The 20,226-nt window shown below is 61.0% G+C and carries 18 protein-coding genes; 9 read left to right on the plus strand and 9 right to left on the minus strand.

The features are described 5' to 3' along the window. Positions 1-37: 37 nt before the first annotated feature. The gene (gene hslO, locus AC0J41_RS28075) at positions 38-940 is read left to right on the plus strand and encodes an Hsp33 family molecular chaperone HslO (protein WP_025110979.1); all 903 of its coding nucleotides are present in this window, start codon (positions 38-40) and stop codon (positions 938-940) included. Between the two features lie 181 nt (positions 941-1,121). Beyond that, positions 1,122-2,663: a phosphoenolpyruvate carboxykinase gene (locus tag AC0J41_RS28080; protein ID WP_025110978.1), complete on the plus strand. Its 1,542-nt coding sequence runs from the start codon at positions 1,122-1,124 to the stop codon at positions 2,661-2,663. Positions 2,664-2,942: 279 nt separating this feature from the next. Here the strand turns inward: AC0J41_RS28080 and AC0J41_RS28085 are convergent, their stop codons facing one another. Together AC0J41_RS28085 and AC0J41_RS28090 are read right to left on the minus strand one after the other, a co-directional pair. Then, on the minus strand, positions 2,943-4,070 hold the full coding sequence (locus AC0J41_RS28085) for a lipase family protein (protein ID WP_473014162.1): 1,128 nt from the start codon (positions 4,068-4,070) through the stop codon (positions 2,943-2,945). 95 nt (positions 4,071-4,165) lie between these two features. Further along, positions 4,166-4,453 (minus strand): hypothetical protein, encoded by a 288-nt coding sequence (locus AC0J41_RS28090; protein WP_025110976.1) that lies wholly within the window; start codon positions 4,451-4,453, stop codon positions 4,166-4,168. 290 nt (positions 4,454-4,743) lie between these two features. Between AC0J41_RS28090 and AC0J41_RS28095 the strand changes: the two genes are divergently transcribed. The 4 genes from AC0J41_RS28095 to AC0J41_RS28110 all read left to right on the plus strand — a co-directional run bounded on the left by AC0J41_RS28095 (position 4,744) and on the right by AC0J41_RS28110 (position 9,383). After that, on the plus strand, positions 4,744-5,247 hold the full coding sequence (locus tag AC0J41_RS28095; RefSeq protein ID WP_473014163.1) for a polysaccharide deacetylase: 504 nt from the start codon (positions 4,744-4,746) through the stop codon (positions 5,245-5,247). Between the two features lie 182 nt (positions 5,248-5,429). Beyond that, positions 5,430-7,364, plus strand: coding sequence for a RecQ family ATP-dependent DNA helicase (locus AC0J41_RS28100; RefSeq protein WP_473014164.1), 1,935 nt, complete (start codon positions 5,430-5,432; stop codon positions 7,362-7,364). 214 nt (positions 7,365-7,578) lie between these two features. Next, positions 7,579-8,805 (plus strand): 3-hydroxyacyl-CoA dehydrogenase, encoded by a 1,227-nt coding sequence (locus AC0J41_RS28105; RefSeq protein WP_473014165.1) that lies wholly within the window; start codon positions 7,579-7,581, stop codon positions 8,803-8,805. 146 nt (positions 8,806-8,951) lie between these two features. Continuing rightward, entirely contained in the window at positions 8,952-9,383 is a 432-nt protein-coding gene (locus AC0J41_RS28110) for an acyl-CoA thioesterase (RefSeq protein WP_473014166.1), read from the plus strand. Between the two features lie 64 nt (positions 9,384-9,447). Here the strand turns inward: AC0J41_RS28110 and AC0J41_RS28115 are convergent, their stop codons facing one another. The 3 genes from AC0J41_RS28115 to fdhD form a co-directional block, all read right to left on the minus strand. Further along, positions 9,448-9,927, minus strand: coding sequence for a glycine zipper domain-containing protein (locus tag AC0J41_RS28115; RefSeq protein WP_025110971.1), 480 nt, complete (start codon positions 9,925-9,927; stop codon positions 9,448-9,450). A gap of 327 nt (positions 9,928-10,254) precedes the next feature. Next, positions 10,255-12,603, minus strand: a complete 2,349-nt coding sequence (locus AC0J41_RS28120; protein WP_025110970.1) for an FdhF/YdeP family oxidoreductase — start codon at positions 12,601-12,603, stop codon at positions 10,255-10,257. Then, the gene (gene fdhD / locus AC0J41_RS28125) at positions 12,600-13,439 is read right to left on the minus strand and encodes a formate dehydrogenase accessory sulfurtransferase FdhD (protein WP_025110969.1); all 840 of its coding nucleotides are present in this window, start codon (positions 13,437-13,439) and stop codon (positions 12,600-12,602) included. Before fdhD ends, AC0J41_RS28120 begins: the two co-directional genes overlap by 4 nt. Positions 13,440-13,816: 377 nt before the next feature. Here fdhD and lysM point away from each other — a divergent pair, with 377 nt between their 5' ends. After that, a complete protein-coding gene (gene lysM / locus AC0J41_RS28130) occupies positions 13,817-14,257 on the plus strand; it encodes a peptidoglycan-binding protein LysM (RefSeq protein ID WP_473014167.1) in 441 nt (146 codons plus the stop codon). A 92-nt stretch (positions 14,258-14,349) separates the two neighbouring features. Here lysM and yrfG read toward each other — a convergent pair whose 3' ends face one another. After that, positions 14,350-15,012: a GMP/IMP nucleotidase gene (yrfG, locus tag AC0J41_RS28135; RefSeq protein ID WP_473014168.1), complete on the minus strand. Its 663-nt coding sequence runs from the start codon at positions 15,010-15,012 to the stop codon at positions 14,350-14,352. Positions 15,013-15,100: 88 nt separating this feature from the next. Between yrfG and nudE the strand changes: the two genes are divergently transcribed. Both nudE and cysQ read left to right on the plus strand, forming a co-directional pair. Then, a complete protein-coding gene (gene nudE, locus AC0J41_RS28140; RefSeq protein WP_025110966.1) occupies positions 15,101-15,667 on the plus strand; it encodes an ADP compounds hydrolase NudE in 567 nt (188 codons plus the stop codon). An 11-nt stretch (positions 15,668-15,678) separates the two neighbouring features. Then, positions 15,679-16,506 (plus strand): 3'(2'),5'-bisphosphate nucleotidase CysQ, encoded by an 828-nt coding sequence (cysQ, locus tag AC0J41_RS28145; RefSeq protein WP_473014169.1) that lies wholly within the window; start codon positions 15,679-15,681, stop codon positions 16,504-16,506. A gap of 67 nt (positions 16,507-16,573) precedes the next feature. Here cysQ and AC0J41_RS28150 read toward each other — a convergent pair whose 3' ends face one another. Genes AC0J41_RS28150 through AC0J41_RS28160 form a run of 3 tightly spaced genes read right to left on the minus strand, consistent with a single transcriptional unit; the run spans position 16,574 to position 20,216 of the window. Next, positions 16,574-17,029, minus strand: a complete 456-nt coding sequence (locus AC0J41_RS28150) for a thioesterase domain-containing protein (protein WP_473014170.1) — start codon at positions 17,027-17,029, stop codon at positions 16,574-16,576. Beyond that, entirely contained in the window at positions 17,026-18,411 is a 1,386-nt protein-coding gene (locus AC0J41_RS28155; RefSeq protein WP_473014171.1) for a sigma-54-dependent transcriptional regulator, read from the minus strand. The genes AC0J41_RS28150 and AC0J41_RS28155 overlap by 4 nt, the downstream gene beginning before the upstream one ends. Beyond that, complete coding sequence (locus AC0J41_RS28160; RefSeq protein WP_025110962.1) at positions 18,408-20,216, minus strand: sensor histidine kinase; 1,809 nt, start codon at positions 20,214-20,216, stop codon at positions 18,408-18,410. Before AC0J41_RS28160 ends, AC0J41_RS28155 begins: the two co-directional genes overlap by 4 nt. Positions 20,217-20,226: the final 10 nt, after the last annotated feature.

The following is a 20,226-nucleotide window of genomic DNA, read 5'->3' on the forward strand; positions in this document are numbered from 1 at the left end:
TGTAACCATTTTGTCATCAATTCAGATACCCAGACCTATGACCGATCTCCCGGATACCGACTACACCCAACGCTTCATCTTCGATGACAGCGACACTCGCGGCGAACTGGTTGCGCTGGAACGCAGCTACGCCGAAGTCCTCGCCAAGCACCCGTACCCGGAGCCGGTCGCGCAATTGCTGGGCGAACTGATGGCGGCGGCCTCGTTGCTGGTGGGCACCCTGAAGTTCGACGGCTTGCTGATTCTGCAGGCGCGCTCCGAAGGCCCGATCCCGATGCTGATGATCGAGTGCTCGAGCGAACGTGAAATCCGTGGCCTGGCGCGTTATCACGCGGATCAGATCGCAGCCGATGCAACCCTCGCCGACCTGATGCCGAACGGCGTGCTGGCCCTGACCGTCGACCCGACTGTCGGCCAGCGCTATCAGGGCATCGTCGACCTTGATGGCGAAAACCTGTCCGAGTGCTTCACCAACTACTTCGTCATGTCGCAACAGGTCGGCACGCGTTTCTGGCTCTACGCCGATGGTCGACGTGCCCGTGGCCTGCTGCTGCAACAGCTGCCGGCCGATCGCCTGAAAGACGAAGAAGAACGCGCCGCCAGTTGGCAGCACATCACCGCGCTCGGCAGCACGCTGACCGCCGATGAGTTGTTGAGCCTGGACAACGAAACCGTGTTGCACCGCCTCTACCATGAAGAGCAAGTGCGCCTGTTCGATGTGCAGAACCTGCGCTTCCGTTGCAGTTGCTCGCGGGAACGCTCGGGCAACGCGCTGGTCAGCCTGGGTCTGGAAGACGCGCAGGCGCTGGTGGCCGAACAGGGTGGCAAAATCGAGATCGATTGCCAGTTCTGCAACGAACGCTACCTGTTCGATGCAGCCGATATCGCTCAATTGTTCGCTGGCGCGGGTGTCGACACGCCGTCAGATACCCGGCACTAAAACGGTTCAGCGCAGGTAAATTCACTGCTCAACGACGGAATATCGCCGTTACGACGGGAGGACCCTACTCTTTTTGGGCTTTTCTGGCATAATCCGGCCCACTTTTTTCGCGGTAGTAGTGCACGACTTTCTACTACAAAACGTTTGGAGCACACTCGGCCACTGGCCGACGGGGAACCTCATGACGCAAGCCAATAACGCCGTGTACACCGATCTGAGTGTTGATGATCTGGTAAAAGAAGCCTTGAACCGCGGTGAAGGCGAGCTTGCCGATACCGGCGCTCTGGTAGTCCGCACCGGTCATCGCACCGGCCGTTCGCCAGTCGACCGTTTCATCGTTGAAGAGCCTTCCACCCAGGCCGCTATCGCCTGGGGCCCGATCAACCGCAAGTTCCCGGCCGACAAGTTCGACGCGCTGTGGGCTCGTGTCGAGGCGTTCAACAACGCGCAAGAGCACTTTGTTTCCCACGTGCATGTAGGCGCGGCTGAAGATCACTACCTGGCCGTGAAAATGACCACCCAGACTGCCTGGCAGAACCTGTTCGGTCGTTGCCTGTTCATCAACCCGGCCCAGTACAACCCGGCTGGTCGTGAAGAGTGGCAAGTGCTCAACGTTGCCAACTTCGAGTGCGTGCCTGAGCGTGACGGCACCAACTCCGATGGTTGCGTGATCCTCAACTTTGCCCAGAAGAAAGTGCTGATCGCTGGCATGCGTTACGCCGGTGAAATGAAGAAAGCCATGTTCTCCGTGCAGAACTTCCTGCTGCCGGCCGCTGACGTGCTGCCTATGCACTGCGCTGCCAACATCGGCGAAGAAGGCGACGTGACCCTGTTCTTCGGTCTGTCGGGTACCGGTAAAACCACTCTGTCGGCCGATGAAAGCCGTTACCTGATCGGTGACGACGAACACGGCTGGGGCGAAGGCGTGGTGTTCAACATCGAAGGCGGTTGCTATGCCAAGTGCATCGACCTGTCCGAGAAGAACGAGCCGGTCATCTGGAAAGCCATCAAGCACGGCGCAGTGCTGGAAAACGTGGTCATCGACGACGCCAAGCACGCCGACTACGCCGATGTCAGCCTGACCCAGAACAGCCGCGCGGCCTACCCGCTGGAGCACGTTGCCAAGCGTTCCGAGAAGAACCTGGGCGGCGAGCCAAACGCAGTGATTTTCCTGACGTGCGACCTGACCGGTGTACTGCCGCCAGTGTCGATCCTCAACGAAGAACAAGCGGCCTACCACTTCCTGTCCGGCTACACCGCGCTGGTGGGCTCGACTGAAATGGGTTCGGGCAGCGGCATCAAGTCGACCTTCTCCACCTGCTTCGGCGCGCCGTTCTTCCCGCGTCCGGCTGGCGAATACGCAGAGCTGCTGATCAAGCGCATCCGCGGCTTCGGCTCCAAGGTCTACCTGGTCAACACCGGCTGGACCGGCGGCGGCTACGGCGTTGGCAAACGCTTCAACATCCCGACCACCCGCGCCGTGATCGCAGCGATCCAGAGCGGCGCGCTGATCGGTGCCGCCACCGAGCACCTCGACACCATCAACCTCGACGTGCCACTGGCCGTACCGGGCGTTGAAACCAACCTGCTCAACCCACGCAACACCTGGGCTGACAAGGCTGCGTACGACGAGGCTGCCAAGGCATTGGCCGGTCTGTTCATCGAGAACTTCAAGAAGTTCGAAGTGAGCGACGCGATCAAGGCTGCGGGTCCGAAGTTGTAAGATCGGTTTGCAGCAATGAAAAAGCCGCCCCTTGGGGCGGCTTTTTTGTGGGCGTCCAGACACAGCCACCATTAAGCGTGCAGGCATTTGAATTGCCGGCAGCATACAACGGACGCGTTTATGTCCCATTGGGTGACCAAGCCCGAGCCGCTGATTAGCAGCGTCAGTTAGCGGGTGGTGATAGGCGACAAGTTGTCTGTACTTGCAGGAACGGGACGAACATCCGATAGGCAATTGCTGTAGGTTTTTTCGCGTTACACCGATCAACACCCACCGTCTTCAACGAATATGCCGATACGCCGCCAGATCCAGCACGCTGGTGGTCAGCCCGGTATCCGGTGCATAGATCGCGCCCTTTACCGACGAGAACGGCACGCCTTTGCTACCCAGCGATACGTAGCGCTCGCCTTGATCCAGTTCGGTGAACCAGGTGTAGGAGGACTTTTCCATGGCCTTGTATTTCGCCGCGTCCTTGACCATTGCGTCGGCGCATTGCTTCAGGGAGGCATCGGTCAGGTTCAGGGTTTTGGTCAGCGAAGTGCCCCAGCGCTTGAGGCAGGTTTCGGCGAAGTGGCGCACGAACTGGCCGGGCTCGGCGAGCATTTTCGGGCCGGTGACGCCATCGGTGGAGGCATTGCCGACCAGGGTGGCGTGGCGACCGGGGATCGGGAAGATGTGAGTCCGGGTGCCGGTGGCGGTTTGCGGGATGACGCAGCTGAAGCCTTTCGAGCGTTCATCGCGGGCGTAGAAGCCGATGTACTCTTTGACGTTGGTGTTGAGTTTGACTCGATGTTCCTGGAAGTTGCCGATGCCGGGGACCGGATCAATGGCGAAAATATTCACCGGTATGCTCTTTAACGCACTGTCGTTGAACATGGCGTTGGCCAACATGTGGCAGCTGATACCGCCGCGGCTCCAGCCGACCAAGTTGACTTTGGTCGGAATAATACCGTCCTTGCGGAAGGTTTTAATGATCTGCTCCTGCAACTTCTGTTGGGTCACGCTGCGTTCGCCGTAGTTGTAGTTGCGCCAGAACCAGGAATCCTCGGCTTTTACATCTTCAATGGGAATGCCGGCGGCTTTGAGTCGGTTGTATTCTGCTTCAGTCAGTTGCTTGCGTTGCCAGTCGCACTTGCCTTTGATGATGTTCATCGCGTGCAGTACGTTTTCTTCCCAGCCCTTGCCGAACAGCGTGCCGCTCATGCCGTAGTCGGCGGATTTGGTGAACAGCTCGTCGGCCTGCAGGTTGCTGGTGCCGGGGCCATCGACCACGATCCATTCGGCGAATTCACGGCCGGCATGGTGCGAGGCGAGGGTGGACACCAGTTCACCATCCCAATAGTTGGCGTTGCTGGTATCGAACTTGGTGGAGCCGGTGCCGCAAAAGAAAATAGTTAATGTTGTCATGAGGTTGCTCTTTATTGATGTGAGAGCAAGCAGGCTAGTTTTTAATGTTGTTGGTTTGTAGTGTTTAGTTGTTGCTTTATTTGTGGTTGTGCTTTTTATGCGGGGTTTGTTAGTTGCAGTCTTGCTACGTCAAGAAGTTCGCAGCCGTCTTGGGTCAATAGATACAGTGCATTGACAATGTTGGGGATGTCTTTGACGTCGGCTTGTTTGAAACACAAACAGTAAAGAGTCTCCAGCAAGTCGCTGGCGGCGCGCAGACGCTGATGGGCGGCGTCGAGCAGATCGCCATGGCTGGCCTGAGTATCGATGGTCAGCACCGGATGATCGCTGTAGTTGCTTTTGAGGGGGTGATAACGAGGGGCCTGCGGGTCGTGCATGTTCATGGTGAGACGTGTCCTGTACGAAGTCGCTCCAGTGGTTTCAGCCGCGCTGGCCACTATAGAAGTGCCAGGCAAGTCGTCACAAGAGCGCCACGATGGACAGAGTTCGTAGGGGTTTTTCCGGGCATCAGGCATCTGCCCTACAAGGTTTCGCTGCTTTTTCACGGTGAAACCCTTAGCGCAGAAATTTCCCACGGGATTCGCAGGCGTTTCTTGGGAAACCTCTGTATGGTGCGCGCCAGAATCCGTAGGGCGTTTCCAAATGTCCGATACGCGCTTAAAGGGAATTGAGTATGCAGTGGCTACGAATGGCCTTGATTTTGTTGCTGTGGGTCAGTGGTTGCCGGTTGACCCTGGCGTCTGATGGGGGCAGTGGATGGATATTCGCCGACCTTGAACGCACCGGCTGGCCCGATGCGCTCTCGAGCCAGCCCGCTATCGATACTGCCTCACGTGCCGAGGTGTTGATGTTCGGCAAGGCCTTGCTGGCCAGTGAAGCGCTGGACGAGGTGGGACTCGAGCAGCGGCTGGGTGTGCCACATGTGCAGCTCAAGTCGATCAGGCAGGTGCGTGAAGGTCTGTGGGATCGTTTGTTGAGTACCTATCGTAACGCCAGCCAGGACTGTGACGGGCAACCGTTCTGTCCTCGCGTGCGCAGTGTCGCGGAGTTGCGGCAGTTGGCGGCGGCCTTCACCGGTGACATCAGTCCGGCCCATGCCTTGTGGGCGAGCAAGAGCCAGGGTGTGCACGAGCAGGTGCTCAACGAGCAACTGCGGGTGGCGGTTCTGCGGCCCTGAGTGGTGTGTTTTTGTGTTGGTCTGAAAGGCCTCTTCGTGAGCAGGCGCGCTGCCACAGGGCACCGAGTGGATTGCACCATTCGCTGTATCATCCCGTATTGAATTGACCCCGGCCTTTTCTCGACTCGCTGCGACCGCCCGCTAGGCTGTTGGCATCACAGCGGTCAACGGAGTGACAGCGCATGCACAACACCCTGGAACAGGTTTTCGGTTATCCACAGTTTCGACCTGGACAGGCGGCGGCGATCAGCGCCGTGCTGGCCGGGCGCTCGGCAGCGGCGATTTTCCCCACCGGTTCCGGCAAGTCGCTTTGCTATCAGGTTCCAGCGCTGTTGCTGCCGCACCTGACCCTGGTGGTCTCGCCGCTGTTGGCGTTGATGCAGGACCAACTGGCGTTCCTCAAGCGTCACGGTATCAGTGCCGGCAGCATCGATTCGGCACAAAGCCGCGATGACGCCAATGATGTGATGGCCCGCGCCCGCTCGGGTGAATTGAAGATTCTGATGATCTCGGTGGAGCGCCTGAAGAATGAGCGTTTCCGCAACTTTTTGCAGCAGGTGCCGATCTCGCTGCTGGTGGTCGACGAGGCGCATTGCATCTCCGAATGGGGTCACAACTTCCGCCCCGACTACCTGAAACTGCCGGACTACCAGCGCCAGTTCAATATCCCGCAAACCCTTCTGCTGACAGCCACGGCAACACCGCAAGTGATTGCCGACATGCAGGCCAAATTCGCCATCGCTGAAGCAGATGTGGTGACTACCGGTTTTTACCGGCCCAACCTCAATCTGCTGGTCGAACCGGTGCGCGGTCAGGACAAGCGTCGGCGTCTGGTGGAGTGGATGAGCGAGCGTGCGGGACAGCCGAGCATCGTCTACGTCACCCTGCAGAAAACCGCCGAGCACATTGCCGAGCATCTTGGGCGAAACGGCATTCAGGCCGAGGCCTATCACGCCGGATTACCACACGATCAACGCGAGGGCATACAGAAGCGCTTCATGGCCGGACAGTCCAATTGCATCGTCGCGACCATTGCGTTCGGCATGGGTATCGACAAGAGCGACATCCGCAATGTGGTGCATTTCGACCTGCCCAAATCCATCGAGAACTACAGTCAGGAGATCGGTCGTGCCGGACGTGACGGGCAGCCCTCGGACTGTCTGGTGCTGGCCAATCGCGACAGCCTCAACGTGCTGGAAAACTTCGTCTACGGCGACACCCCGGAGCGCGAGGGGATTCGTTGTGTGCTGGAGGAATTGCAGGCTGCGGCGCCCGAAGGCCAGTGGGAGTTTCTGCTCGGGCCGCTGGCCGATCAGAGCAACATTCGCTCGCTGCCGCTGAAGACGCTGCTGGTGCAGCTGGAGCTGCGTGGCCTGATCGCGCCGCGCTATGCGTATTACGCCGAGTACCGTTTCAAGTACCTGCTGGAACCGGAAGCGCTGCTGGAACGTTTCGAGGGTGAACGCAGGGATTTTGTCGCGGCGATCATTCAGACCTCCAGTCGCGCACGCACCTGGGCCACGGTGAATTTCGACGCGATGTACACCCAGTATTCGGCGGAGCGCAATCGGGTGGTGACGGCGCTGGACTACTTCCAGGAGAAGGGCTGGGTCGAGCTTGAGAGCAAGCAGATGACCGAGGTCTACAACGTGTTGCACAGCGATTTCGACAGCGCTGTTCTGAGCGGTGAATTACACGGATATTTCACCCGGCATGAGCAGGCTGAGATCGCCCGGATTCACGCGATGCTCGAGCTGTTTGCCACCGAGCGTTGCCTGGGATATCGCCTGGCCGAATATTTCGGTGACCACAACGCGCCCGAGCATTGCGGGCACTGTTCGGTGTGTCATGGGGATGTTGCGCGGCTACCACCACCACCGGAACTGCCGGCGCTTGTGGATAAAAACTTTGTGGCGCTGTGCGGTGATTTTATCCACAGGCACGAACAGCACACTGGCAGTGTGCCGACGGCGGAGCGGCTGACACGGTTTCTGTGCGGGATCAGTGTGCCGCTATTCACCAGGCTCAAGGCGCGAACGATTTCCGGGTATGCGGCGTTGGAGGAGTATCCGTACGCCGAAGTCCGCCGCTGGGCTGACAGTCATTTGCCCGAATGAACGCATAATCTTGTGGGAGCGAGCCTGCTCGCGAAGGCGCAAGGTCAGCCAACACTTGATTTGAATGTGCTGGCCTGTTCGCGAGCAGGCTCGCTCCCACATGGGAATGCTGCATCCATGCGCTGAATGTCGCTCATCACGGTAATAAACTTCAAAAACACCCGGTGCCTGACTATGGTGAAGGCTGTCTTCGGATCGCCAACAAGAGAACAACATGAGCCAGACATCCTTCGATATTCAGCAGGCCGCCGTGATCGGCGCGGGCACCATGGGCCGCGGCATTGTGATGTGCCTGGCCAATGCCGGTATCGCCGTGCAGTGGTTCGATAACAATCCGCAGATGCTTGAGCAGGCGCTGGGCGCGGTAGCGGACACTTATGCACACAACGTGCGGCAGGGCCGAATTGACCAGACTGAGGCGGACGCACGTTTCGCCCGGATCAGCGCTGCCGCGGATTACCCGGCGATCCGTAATGTCGATCTGGTGATCGAGGCGGTGTACGAGAACCTCGAACTCAAGCAGAAGATCTTTCGCGAGCTGGATGGCCTGCTCAAGCCTGCAGCGTTGTTGGCGAGCAACACGTCGGCGCTGGATATCGATGCGATTGCCGCGGCGACAAAGCGTCCGCATCAGGTGCTCGGCCTGCATTTCTTCAGCCCTGCGCACATCATGAAACTGCTGGAAATCGTCCGCGGTGCGCAGACGTCAGCGGCGGTATTGGCAGCCGCACTGGCTTTAGGCAAGCGCATGGGCAAGGTCAGTGTGGTGTCGGGCAATTGCCATGGATTTATCGGCAATCGGATGTTGCATCCGTATGTGCTGGAGGCGCGCAAGATGCTGCTCGAAGGCGCTTATCCACAGCAGGTGGACGCGGCACTGCAGGGATTCGGCTTCGCCATGGGACCGTTCCGCATGTATGACGTGGTGGGTATCGACCTGGAATGGCGCGCTCGCGAACTGGCCGGCAAGGGCCAGGATGCGCCGCAGGTTCAGGTCGATAACCGCTTGTGCGAGATGGGCCGCTTCGGGCAGAAATCCGGCAACGGTTATTACCACTATGAGCCGGGCAGTCGGCAGGCCGAGCAGGATCCTGAGGTCGATGCGCTGGTGCTGCGGGTCAGCGAAAGTCTGGGTTTTCAGCGCCGCGAGATCGGCCCGGAGGAAATTCTGGAGCGTTGCTTGCTGGCGTTGGTCAACGAGGGCGCCAGGATTCTTCAGGAAGGCATTGCCGGGTCAGCCCATGACATTGATCTGGTATATCTGAACGGCTACGGCTTCCCGGCCGACAAGGGCGGGCCGATGGCCTGGGCGGATCAGCAGGGGCTGGCGGATATTCATCAGCGGCTGCTGGCGCTGCAGACGCGTCAGGGCGATCAGTGGCAGCCGGCGCGGTTGATTGGCGAGCTGGCGGCGCAGGGGAAGGGTTTTGCCGAGCGCTGAGGGATGGAGGGCTGTGAGGACGCCTTCGTCGGAACGCCGCCCGGAGCAAGGGAGAGCGCATTCCAATGTGGGAGCGAGCCTGCTCGCGAAGGGAGCGAGGCGGTTTTACATTAGACTGACCCATTAATTTCAGGGATTGCTGATCGATGTCCAACCCGATGCCCCAACGCACCGACTACCCGCACTTCCAGCCCGTCACCACACGCTGGCACGACAACGATGCCTACGGGCATGTGAATAACGTCACCTATTACAGCTTCTTCGACACGGCCGTGAATACCTACCTGATCCAGGTCGGCGGGCTGGATATTCATGACGGTGAGGTGGTGGGGTTCGTGGTCAGTTCGGCTTGTGACTACTTTGCCTCGATTGCTTTTCCGGACCTGATCGAGATCGGTCTGCGGGTCGGCAAGCTGGGCAACAGTTCGGTGCAATACGAATTGGCGGTGTTCAAGGTCGGTGAAAGCGAGGCGTGTGCAGCGGGGCGTTTTGTCCATGTCTTCGTGGATCGGGCGACCAACCAGCCGGTGCCGATTCCAGGCAGGTTGCGTGAAGCGTTGGAGCGTCTGGTGATTTGAACCAGAACAAAAAAAATCGCAGCCCTCGGGTTGCGATTTTTTGTTTTCCGCTTAACCAGACGCGTTAGTCGCGGTAGTAGCGGTGATGCTTGCGGTGGCCGTAGGCGTGGCCGCGACCACGATGTTCGTCGCGGTAGTAGCGACGGTCGTCACGACCGCGATCGTAATGACGACCCTCGTCATTGCTCTGGTTGCCCATGTAGTTACCCAGCGCGCCACCGGCGCCGCCACCTGCTGCGGCGCCGATCAGGCTGCCGGTGGTGCCGCCCATGCTGCGGCCGACCACGTTACCGCCGGCTGCGCCCAACGCACCGCCAATGGCTGCTTCGCCGCGGCTGTGTTTGTTGGCACCCACCGCGCTACCACCCGCGCCGCCCAGGGCGGCGCCAATGGTTGAACCTGTACTGCCGCCTAACGACTGACCGACGACCGAGCCAAGAACCCCGCCCAATGCGCCGCCCACACCTGCTTCGGTGGTGCCTCCGGCAGAAGCGAAGCCACTGACCAGGCCAAGGGACAACAAGAGAATCGAGGAGAACTTCATAGAGGAGCCTCAAAGGGATGACGGCGCGATCCTGAGGCTGTGTAACAAGGCTGACAATCGAAATCCGACGAATAACACGACGTGTATACAATTTTGCAAGTTGCTGTTTTTTCTGCGGAACTTAGGCTTTTTTTGCCGGTCTTTAGCTACTTCGGACAGGCCGCTTTGTGAAAAAGCGGCCTTTTTTGTGGGCGTTTGAAAGGTGCAGGGTACAAAGATTTGCGTTGAATCGGCTACCGCTATCGCGAGCAGGCTCACTCCTACAGTTGAACGTGTTCTATCTGTAGGAGTGAGCCTGCTCGCGATAGCAAGGGTGCTGACACCGCTTTACGCGGATTTGGCCATGATCAGCCCAGTCTCACTCGCCGCCTCAAGACGGATCGCGATGAACTTCGACGTCGGCGTATGGCTGCCATCCCCTGTGCTTTCGAGCGGCACCAGCGGATTCACTTCCGGGTAATACGCCGCCGCCTGCCCCGCTGGAATATCAAACGCCAGCAAGGTGAAGCCCTTCACCCGACGCTCGCGACCATCGTCCCACAGCGACACGATGTCGGCCTTCTGCCCTGGTCGGAAGCCCAGGCGAATGATGTCGGCCTCGTTGGCGAACAGCACATCGCGCTGGCCTTTTACCCCACGGTAACGGTCGTCAAGGCCATAGATCGTGGTGTTGTACTGGTCGTGGGAGCGCATCGATTGCAGAATCAGGTCCGGCAGTTGCCCGGTGGCGCGGGTGCGCTCGTGCACCAGGTCTTTGGGCAGCATGTTCGCGCGGAAATTGGCCCGGCCCGACGGAGTGTTCCACTTGCGCGCGCCGGCACTGTTGCCGAGGTAGAACCCGCCCGGGTTCTTGACCTTTTCGTTGAAGTCCCTGAAGCCTGGAATGGTGTCGGCGATCAGGTCGCGAATACGCCCGTAATCGGCCACCAGCCAGTTCCAGTCCACCGGTTTGCTGCCCAGCGTGGCGGCGGCAATGCCGGCGATGATCGCCGGTTCCGAGCGCATCTGGTTCGACAGCGGCTGCAACTGGCCGTTGGAGGCGTGAACCATGCTGAAGGAGTCTTCCACGGTAACCGCTTGCGGGCCTTCGGTCTGGATATCGATGTCGGTACGACCCAGGCACGGCAGGATCAAGGCGTCTTTGCCGTGGGCCAGATGGCTGCGGTTGAGCTTGGTGCTGATCTGCACGGTCAGGTCGCAGTTGCTCAGCGCCGCGAAGGTACGCGGGCTGTCTGGCGTGGCCTGGGCGAAGTTGCCACCCAGACCGATGAAGACCTTGGCGCGGCCCTCGGCCATGGCGTGGATCGCTTCGACCACGTTGTGACCGTTGTCACGTGGCACCTTGAACTGGAAGCGGCGTTCGAGGGAATCGAGGAACGCCACCGGCGGACGCTCGTTGATGCCCATGGTGCGGTCGCCCTGCACGTTACTGTGGCCGCGTACCGGGCACAGGCCAGCGCCGGGCTTGCCGATGTTGCCGCGCAGCAGCATCAGGTTGGCGATTTCCTGGATGGTCGGTACCGAATGGCGATGCTGGGTGATGCCCATCGCCCAGCACATGATCACGTTCTTGCCCTTGGCGTACATGCGCGCCGCTTGCTCGATCTCGACCAGGGTCAGGCCGGATTGAGCAACGATCTGCTCCCACGGCGTATCGTCGACCACGCCCAGATACTCCAGCACGTTGGCGCTGTGGGCATTGAGGAAATCGTGATCAAACACCGCCGGGGCGCCAGCCTTCTGCGCATCGCGCTCCCATTGCAGAAGGAATTTGGCCATGCCGCGCAGCAGCGCCATGTCGCCGCCCAGCGCTGGCCGGAAATACGCAGTGTTGGTCGGCTTGTCACCGTTGGTGAGCATTTCGATCGGGTGCTGCGGGTGCTGGAAACGTTCCAGGCCACGTTCCTTCAGCGGGTTGACGCACACCACTTGCGCGCCGCGTTTCACCGCTTCACGCAGTGGTTCAAGCATCCGTGGATGGTTGGTGCCGGGGTTCTGGCCCCAGACGAAAATCGCGTCAGCGTGTTCGAAGTCATCGAAGGTCACGGTGCCCTTGCCGACGCCAACGCTCTGCGCCAACGCCACACCGCTGGCCTCGTGGCACATGTTCGAGCAGTCGGGGAAGTTGTTGGTGCCGTAGGCGCGCACGAACAGTTGGTACAGGTACGCCGCTTCGTTGCTGGCCCGGCCCGAGGTGTAGAACTCGGCCTGATCCGGGCTCGACAGCGCTTGCAGGTGCTTGCCGATCAGAGCAAAGGCGTCGTCCCAGGCGATGGGTTTGTAGCGGTCGGTCTGAGCGTCGTAGACCATCGGCTCGGTCAGACGGCCCTGGTATTCGAGCCAGTAGTCGCTCTGCTCCAGCAGCGAGGTCACGCTGTGTTTGGCGAAGAACTTGCTGTCCACCCGACGCTTGGTCGCTTCCCAGTTCACCGCTTTGGCGCCGTTCTCGCAGAACTTGACCATGCCGCTTTCCGGCGAATCGCCCCACGCGCAGCCCGGGCAGTCGAAGCCGCCGTTCTGGTTGGTCTTGAGCATCATGCGCAGGTTCTTCAGCGCGTTATCGCTGGTCAACCAGGCCTGGGCCACACTGATCAGGGCACCCCAGCCACCGGCGGCACCCTTGTAGGGTTTGTAGCGCGGGACGGGTTTCTGGTCGGCTTGATGATGTTGGCTCACGCTTGATTCTCCATCGCTGGGCTGTAGACCCGCGGCGCATTCTTCTGCGGCAGGTGGATGAGATTGAGGTTGTGGCGACGGGCCCATTGCACGGCAAGGCCCGTGGGTGCGGACAGGCTGACCAGGGTCTGGATGCCGGCGCGCAGGACTTTCTGGATCAATTCGAGGCTGCAACGACTGGTGACAATCGCCACGCCGCCGTCTGTGGATATCTTCTGGCGGATCAGGCCGCCGATCAGCTTGTCGAGGGCGTTGTGCCGGCCGATGTCTTCGCGGCCCAGCAGCAATTCACCGCTGGCGTTCATGAACACCGCCGCGTGTACGGCGCCGCAGTGCTGACCGAGTGGCTGGAACGCGCCGATGCGCTGGCGCAGGCCATCGAGCCATGCCGCAGGCGGCAACGGTGCGCCGGGCAACACCTTGAGGTCGGGCAATGCCTGCTCCACCGCCTCGACGCCGCACAGCCCGCAACCACTGGTGCCGGCCAGTTGCCGACGCTGTTGCTTGAGATTCCAGAACGCGCGATTGGCGATGGTCACTTGCGCGTATTGCGCCGAGCCCGCGCCGGTCAGTTGCAGGTCATAAATGTCAGTGGCGTCTTCGATGATGCCACTGCCGAGACTGAAGCCGACAATGAAGTCTTCCAGATCCGTTGGCGTCACCAGCATCACCGCCTGGCTGATGCCGTTGTAGGCAATCGCCAGCGCGACTTCCTCGGCGAGCGCGGTGCTGGCCGATTCCACGAGGGGCAGGTCACTGTAGCTGTAAGTCTGGCTGGCGGCGGGCGCGGGCGTTTCGAGTGCAGGCGCCGCGCAGGCTGGGCGCTTGGCGTTCATGGCATCACCGACGGATTGATCAACGCTAAGACTAGGCGCGGCAACTTGTCGCGTCTAATCGCTACTGTCGATCTATTGATAGATGCCGTCGATCAAGCGGCTGTCGATACCCGCTGCGGCCAACACTGAATAGGGGCGCGACGACGCAGGATCAGGCCCGGTGGCGCGAGGCTTTGGGCGTTCTCGATCGGTTGCAGGCGCCGGGGATAGATGCGTTTTTCCGGACCACCGTGCACAGCTTGTAACAATTGATCCGCGGCAACAGCGGCTGTGGGGCAGGCCCCGCAGGCAGGTGCGTCATTGGTCGGTCAGGAACCGCGTTTGTTTGGCGTGGTCTAGGCTTGGGCGTCTGGAACCCAAATCAAGGAGTGTGCGCTATGAGTATTTTCAGCTTTGTGAAAGAAGCCGGCGAAAAATTGATCGACCTGCTGACCCCGGGCAACGCCAATGCCAGCGAGCAGTTGAAGGAACATATCAGCAAGGTCGGGTTGGGCAATCCGAATGTTCAGGCGACTGTGGACGGCGACAAGGTCACGGTTACCGGTGAAGTCGCGAGCCAGGAGGAGAAGGAAAAGATTCTGCTGGCGGTGGGTAATATTGAAGGCGTGGGCAGCGTTGATGATCAGATCACCGTGTCGGGTCCGGTGGTGGCTGCGGCACGTTTTGTCGTGGTTAAAAAGGGCGACACCCTCAGCGCGATTTCCCTGGCGGTGTATGGCAATGCCAACCAGTACAACAAGATTTTCGAAGCCAACAAACCGATGCTCAAGGATGTGAACAAGATCTATCCTGGGCAGACACTGCGTATTCCTGAATAAGCCTCGAAACCGCTTCGCGAGCAGGCTCGCTCCCACATCGGACGGCATTTCAATGTGGGATCGAGCCTGCTCGCAAAGGGGCCAACCCGGTCTCAGAGCCCGATAATCAACTCCCGATAATCCTCGACCGCCGCAAACTCGGCAGTGTCCTTCGGCCCTTTGCGGCTGTCCGGCTCTTTGACCGCCAGCAGATGCCCCACACCGAAATGCCGCGCACTGCGCAGGATCGGCAACGTGTCGTCGATGAACAGGCTGCGCACCGGATCAAAATCGATATCTGCCTGCAAGGCATCCCAGAACTGCGGATTCTCCTTGGGGAAACCGTAATCATGGGAGCTGATCAACCGCTCGAAGTACGGCGCCAGTTCGATCCGCTCCAGTTTCAGCGACAGCGAGTCACGGTGCGCGTTGGTGATCATGATCACCCGTTTGCCTGCCTGTTTGATCGCTTGCAGAAACGTGTCGGCATCAGGACGCAGGGCGATCAGGTGCGCGGTTTCCAGTTTCAGTTCACGCACCGAGAGTTTCAGCTCGGTGCTCCAGAAATCCAGGCAATACCACTGCAACTGACCGGCATGGCGCTCGAACAGTGGCTGCAACTCCATGTCGGCCATGGCCCGACTGACACCGTGCAGCTCGGCGTAGCGTTGGGGCAGGTGTTCCAGCCAGAAATGGTTGTCGAAGTGCAGGTCCAGCAGCGTACCGTCCATGTCCAGCAGGACGGTATCGATGTCAGACCAGGGTAAAGAAGGCATGGCAACGTCTCGAGCGGTAGAAAGATATCCGACACAAACAATCGGGAAAGCCGCGTTATAGTAGCGCGTTCACGCCAAGGAGCTTTGCATGCGCCAGAAACCCACTGTACTCGCCCGCGAGATCGTCGCCACCAGTCGCCTGTTTTGCGTCGAAGAACTGAAGCTGCGTTTTTCCAACGGCGTGGAGCGCACCTACGAGCGGCTGGTCGGCAAAGGCGCGGGTTATGGCGCGGTGATGATCGTGGCGATGCTCGACAGCGATCACGCAGTGCTGGTCGAGGAATACTGCGGCGGCACTGATGAATACGAGCTGTCCCTGCCCAAAGGCTTGATCGAGCCGGGTGAGGATGTGTTGGCAGCGGCCGAGCGCGAGCTCAAGGAAGAGGCCGGTTTTGGCGCCCGCCAACTGGAGCATCTGACCGAGCTGTCGCTGTCGCCCGGTTACATGAGCCAGAAAATCCAGGTGGTGCTGGCCACCGACCTGTATGAAGAACGTCTGGAGGGCGACGAGCCCGAGCCGATGCGGGTCGACAAGGTCAACCTGCGCGATCTTTCGGCGCTGGCGCAAAATCCGCAATTTACTGAAGGTCGTGCCTTGGCGGCACTGTATCTGGCCCGTGATCTGCTGACGCAACGCGGGTTCTTTCAGGCATGAGAGAGACGTCGATGAATTTTCCCCATCCGTTGATGGCGCCGGTGATTGAGCTGGCATTGCAGGCTGGCGAGGCGATCCTGCCGTTTTGGCGCGCCGGTGTTGAAGTCACCGCGAAGTCCGATGATTCACCGGTGACGGCGGCGGATATCGCCGCGCACCATGTGATCGTGGCCGGACTTACCGCGCTGGATTCCAGCATCCCGATTCTTTCCGAGGAAGACGCCGACATCCCGCAGAGCGTGCGTGCCGGGTGGCAGCGCTGGTGGCTGGTAGATCCGCTGGATGGCACCAAGGAGTTCATCAGCGGCAGTGAAGAATTCACCGTCAACATCGCGCTGATCGAAAACGGTCGAGTGGTGTTTGGTGTGGTGTCGATGCCAACCAATGGCCGGTTCTATGTGGGCGGTGCCGGACTCGGCGCCTGGCGCGGCGACAAGGGCGCAACGCCGGTCGCGATTCAGGTGCGTGATGTGCTTGCGCCGGGTGAAGCGTTCACCGTGGTCGCCAGCCGTCGGCATTCCAGCCCGGAGCAGGAGCGTCTGCTCGCGGGTCTCGGTGCCAGCCTGGGCGAACTGCAATTGGCGAACATTGGCAGCTCGCTGAAGTTCTGCCTGCTGGCTGAAGGTGCCGCCGATTGTTATCCGCGACTGGCGCCGACTTCGCAATGGGACACTGCGGCCGCCCAGGGCGTGCTGGAGGGTGCGGGTGGTGAAGTGGTGGATCTGCGGGGCGAAGCGTTCTGTTATCCGCCGCGTGAGTCGTTGCGCAATGAGTTCTTTCTGGCGTTGCCAGCGAAGGCGGCGTGGCGCGCAAGACTGTTGGAGCTGGCCCGAGGTTAAGCAGGCTGGCGCTCGGTTCCCCTCACCCCAACCCTCTCCAAGGGAGAGGGTTGGGGGCTGTTGACCGTCAGCGGTGCAGAACGTACTGCCCGCTGAATGTCACCGCATCTTCATCACTCCCGGCATTGACGATCCGCGTATGGAGCGTCAATCGCGCCCGCCCGTAGCGCTGATACATCGCCAGAAACTTCTTCCACACTGCCGCCTCCGGTGCCGGGCAAATGGCCGTGGCGTCGCCGGTCACTGGCAGTGGATAACTGATCTGCCCTTCCTGGATCACAATGTGCCCGTCTGCGATGCCTGCTTCCTTGAGGCGCAAATGCAGCCAGCCCCAACCCGCCAGCACCGCGCCGCAGTAGAGGCTGCCGCCGAACATGGTGCTCTTGTGATTGACGTTCGGCTCCAGCGGCAAGTGCAGGCTCAGTTGATGCTCACGCCAGTCGAGTACCTTGAGGCCCATCTCGCGGGTCAGCGGAATGTCGTGATGCAGCACGGACTCCAGATAGCGAGTGTCGCGGTTCATTCGGCTTCATCTCCCTGGGCGCCACTGTCGGCAAAGTTCAAGCCGTGCTTGCGCAGCTTGTCGTGCAGGGTCTTGCGCGGAATGCCCAGGGCTTCGGCGAGGCTGCGTACCGAACTGTGGGAACGCGCCAACTCGGCGGCGATCAATGATTTCTCGAAATTTTCCACTTGCTCGCTCAGGCCACCGCTGATGACTTCAACGCTGGTGCCGCTGCCCTCGGCGCCACTGTTATCCAGCGCCAGTTCCAGACCGAGGGCGAAACGCTCGGCAGCGTTCTGCAGTTCGCGCACGTTGCCCGGCCAGGTGTGGCGCAGTAACAGGGCGCGCTGTGCCGGTTGCAGTTCATGAGGCGGCAAGCCATGCCGGGCGCTGGCTTCATCGGCGTAATGCTGGAACAGCACCAGCGCGTCTTCGCCGCGTTCGCGCAGCGGCGGAATGCGCAGCGGCGCAACGTTCAATCGGTAGTACAAGTCGGCGCGGAAGCGGCCCTGGTCGGCGGCCTGACGCAGGTCTTCCTTGGTCGCGGCGATGACGCGGATGTCCAGCGGGATCAGTTGATTGCCGCCCAGCCGTTCGACGACGCGCTCTTGCAGCATGCGCAGCAGTTTTACCTGTACGTCCATGCTCATGCTTTCGATTTCGTCGAGAAACAGCGTGCCGCCGTTGGCGAATTCGAACTTGCCGATCCGGCGTTTCTGCGCACCGGTGAAGGCGCCTGGCTCATGTCCGAACAGCTCGCTTTCGACCACCGATTCAGCCAGTGCCCCGGCGTTGATCGCCACGAACGGGCCGTTGCGCCGGCTCGACAAATCGTGCAGCGCACGGGCCACGACTTCTTTGCCGGCGCCGGTTTCACCGAGGATCAACACGTCTGCCTTGGTCGCGGCCAACGCCCCGATCTGCTCGCGCAGGCGCAACATCGGCGCCGAATGGCCGACCAGTCGTGCGCTCAATTCGTTGCGATCGCTGAGGGCCAGACGCAGGCTGCGATTGTCCAGCACCAGCCGGCGCAGGGCCAGGGCGCGGCGCACGCTGTCGAGCAGCGCATCGCTGGCGAACGGTTTTTCCAGAAAATCGTAGGCGCCGGCACGCATCGCTTGCACCGCCAGCGGCACATCACCGTGACCGGTGATCAGCAGCACTGGCAGCTCGGGATCCTGCGCGTGCAGTTCGCTCAACAGCTCCAGACCGTCCATGCCCGGCATGCGGATGTCGCTGACCACCACACCGGGCCAGTCACGCTCCAGTTGCCCGGCCAGGCCTTTGGCCTCGGACAGCGGGAGGATTTTCAGGCCGGCCAGGTCCAGGGTCTGGCCGAGGGCCTGACGCAGGTGCGGATCGTCGTCGATCAACACCACCTGAATGCGATTGTCGATGGTCATGCACTTCGATCCTCGGACGGTTGCAGGCTGACCCCGGGTGCGCCAGCGCGCAGCCGCAGGGTGATCAAGGCGCCGCCTTGCTTGTGGTTGGCGAACGACAGTTCACCACCGAAGGCGCGCATCAGGGTTTCACAGATGGCCAGCCCCAGCCCGAGGCCCTGGGTGCGGGTCTTGGTGGTGTAGAAGGGCTCGCTCGCGCGGCCAAGGGCTTCCATGCAGAACCCCGGGCCGTTGTCGCGAATGTACAGATTGACGCCTTCGGCGGTGGATTCGGCACTCAGCCAGAGTTTGCGCGGCGGGCCTTTTTCGGTCAGCGCATCGAGGGCGTTGGCCAGCAGGTTGCCGAGCACCTGGCGCAGACGGGTTTCTCCGGCTTCGACCCACAGGGTGGCGGCGGGCAGGTCGCGGATCAGTTCGACCTCCATGCTCCGGCGCCGCTTGGCCAACAACGCCAGCGCATCGTCCAGCGCCGGTTGCAGGGCGACGCTTTCCGGGGCATGGCGGTCGCGGCGGGCGAAAGCGCGCAAGTGGGCGATGATCGAGGCCATGCGCCCGGTCAGTTCACTGATCAGTTTGAGGTTGCCACGGGCGTCGTCGGTGCGTTGATGATCGAGCAGCACTTCGGCGTTTTCGGCGTAGCTGCGAATCGCCGCCAGTGGCTGATTGAGTTCGTGGCTGATGCTCGCCGACATGGTGCCCAGCGCCGACAGTTTGCCGGCCTGGACCAGATCGTCCTGGGCGCGCACCAGTTCCTGCTGGGCCTGCTCGCGCTCCAGCACTTCCTGCTTGAGGCGGCGGTTGAGGCCTTCCAGATCGCTGGTCCGCTCGGCGACCCGGCCTTCCAGTTCGCGACGGGCCTTGGCTTCGAACGCGATACGCTCCAGGTAATGCCGACGGCGCTGCATCATCAATCCGAGCAACAGCATCACGACCAACAGCGTGGCGCCGCCAATCGCCACAACGGTGCGCACCGGACGGTCGATCAACGTGCGGGGGGCGAGAATGCTGACGCTCCAGCCGGTTTCGGCGATGTTCACGGTCTGCGTCAGCCAGGCGTTGGGGCTGAGGTTCAGCGGGCGCGGCTCGCGGGTTGGATAGGGCTGGATGGCGGTGATTGCCGAACGCTCGGTGTCGCTCAGGGTGCGGGTCGAACGGAAGCGCCATTCCGGGCGCGAGGTGAGAATGACCACGCCGTTGTGGTCGGTCACCAGCAGTTGTTCCGGGGTTTTGCCCCACAGGCTTTCGGTGTGGTCGAGGTCGACTTTGATCACCAGCACGCCGATGATTTTTTCGCCGTTGCGCACCGCTGCGGCGAAGAAGTAACCGCGCTTGGCCGAGGTGGTACCGAGGCCGAAGAAGCGTCCCAGGCGTCCGGCCATGGCTTCGCTGAAGTATGGACGGAAGGCGAAGTTGCGCCCGACGAAGCTGTCGTGTTTATCCCAGTTCGACGCCGCAAGGGTCTGGCCGCTGGTGTCCATCAGGTACATGACTTCGGCACCGGTCTGCGCGGCGATGTTTTTCAGCAGGCGGTTGGCATTGCCTTGGGTGACGCCGTCGTCGGGTGCGCCGAGTACGGCGCGCAGGGCCGGCAGATCGCCGAGAATCTGCGGCAACACTTCATAGCGATGCAGGGTGCCCAGCAGGTTGGCGACGTAGAGGTCGAGGGTCTGGCGGTTTTGCCCGGCCAGTTCACTGCGGTAATAGCGCTCGGCCAGATGTTCCAGCGGCCACAGCAACGGCGCCAGGCACAGGGCCAGCAGGGCGAGGCTGCGCCAGCGGGGTCTGCGGGGAAGAGTAGGTTTCATGAGCCGGATG

The sequence above is a fragment of the Pseudomonas sp. Arb-4-2C genome (assembly GCF_055755015.1).

What these genes read in the sequence shown, in the direction of transcription:
- hslO (WP_025110979.1), top strand. Translation starts at nt 38, where the DNA reads ATGACCGATCTCCCGGATACCGACTACACCCAACGCTTCATCTTCGAT.
- AC0J41_RS28080 (WP_025110978.1), top strand. Translation starts at nt 1,122, where the DNA reads ATGACGCAAGCCAATAACGCCGTGTACACCGATCTGAGTGTTGATGAT.
- AC0J41_RS28085 (WP_473014162.1), bottom strand. Translation starts at nt 4,070, where the DNA reads ATGACAACATTAACTATTTTCTTTTGCGGCACCGGCTCCACCAAGTTC.
- AC0J41_RS28090 (WP_025110976.1), bottom strand. Translation starts at nt 4,453, where the DNA reads ATGAACATGCACGACCCGCAGGCCCCTCGTTATCACCCCCTCAAAAGC.
- AC0J41_RS28095 (WP_473014163.1), top strand. Translation starts at nt 4,744, where the DNA reads ATGCAGTGGCTACGAATGGCCTTGATTTTGTTGCTGTGGGTCAGTGGT.
- AC0J41_RS28100 (WP_473014164.1), top strand. Translation starts at nt 5,430, where the DNA reads ATGCACAACACCCTGGAACAGGTTTTCGGTTATCCACAGTTTCGACCT.
- AC0J41_RS28105 (WP_473014165.1), top strand. Translation starts at nt 7,579, where the DNA reads ATGAGCCAGACATCCTTCGATATTCAGCAGGCCGCCGTGATCGGCGCG.
- AC0J41_RS28110 (WP_473014166.1), top strand. Translation starts at nt 8,952, where the DNA reads ATGTCCAACCCGATGCCCCAACGCACCGACTACCCGCACTTCCAGCCC.
- AC0J41_RS28115 (WP_025110971.1), bottom strand. Translation starts at nt 9,927, where the DNA reads ATGAAGTTCTCCTCGATTCTCTTGTTGTCCCTTGGCCTGGTCAGTGGC.
- fdhD (WP_025110969.1), bottom strand. Translation starts at nt 13,439, where the DNA reads ATGAACGCCAAGCGCCCAGCCTGCGCGGCGCCTGCACTCGAAACGCCC.
- lysM (WP_473014167.1), top strand. Translation starts at nt 13,817, where the DNA reads ATGAGTATTTTCAGCTTTGTGAAAGAAGCCGGCGAAAAATTGATCGAC.
- yrfG (WP_473014168.1), bottom strand. Translation starts at nt 15,012, where the DNA reads ATGCCTTCTTTACCCTGGTCTGACATCGATACCGTCCTGCTGGACATG.
- nudE (WP_025110966.1), top strand. Translation starts at nt 15,101, where the DNA reads ATGCGCCAGAAACCCACTGTACTCGCCCGCGAGATCGTCGCCACCAGT.
- cysQ (WP_473014169.1), top strand. Translation starts at nt 15,679, where the DNA reads ATGAATTTTCCCCATCCGTTGATGGCGCCGGTGATTGAGCTGGCATTG.
- AC0J41_RS28150 (WP_473014170.1), bottom strand. Translation starts at nt 17,029, where the DNA reads ATGAACCGCGACACTCGCTATCTGGAGTCCGTGCTGCATCACGACATT.
- AC0J41_RS28155 (WP_473014171.1), bottom strand. Translation starts at nt 18,411, where the DNA reads ATGACCATCGACAATCGCATTCAGGTGGTGTTGATCGACGACGATCCG.
- AC0J41_RS28160 (WP_025110962.1), bottom strand. Translation starts at nt 20,216, where the DNA reads ATGAAACCTACTCTTCCCCGCAGACCCCGCTGGCGCAGCCTCGCCCTG.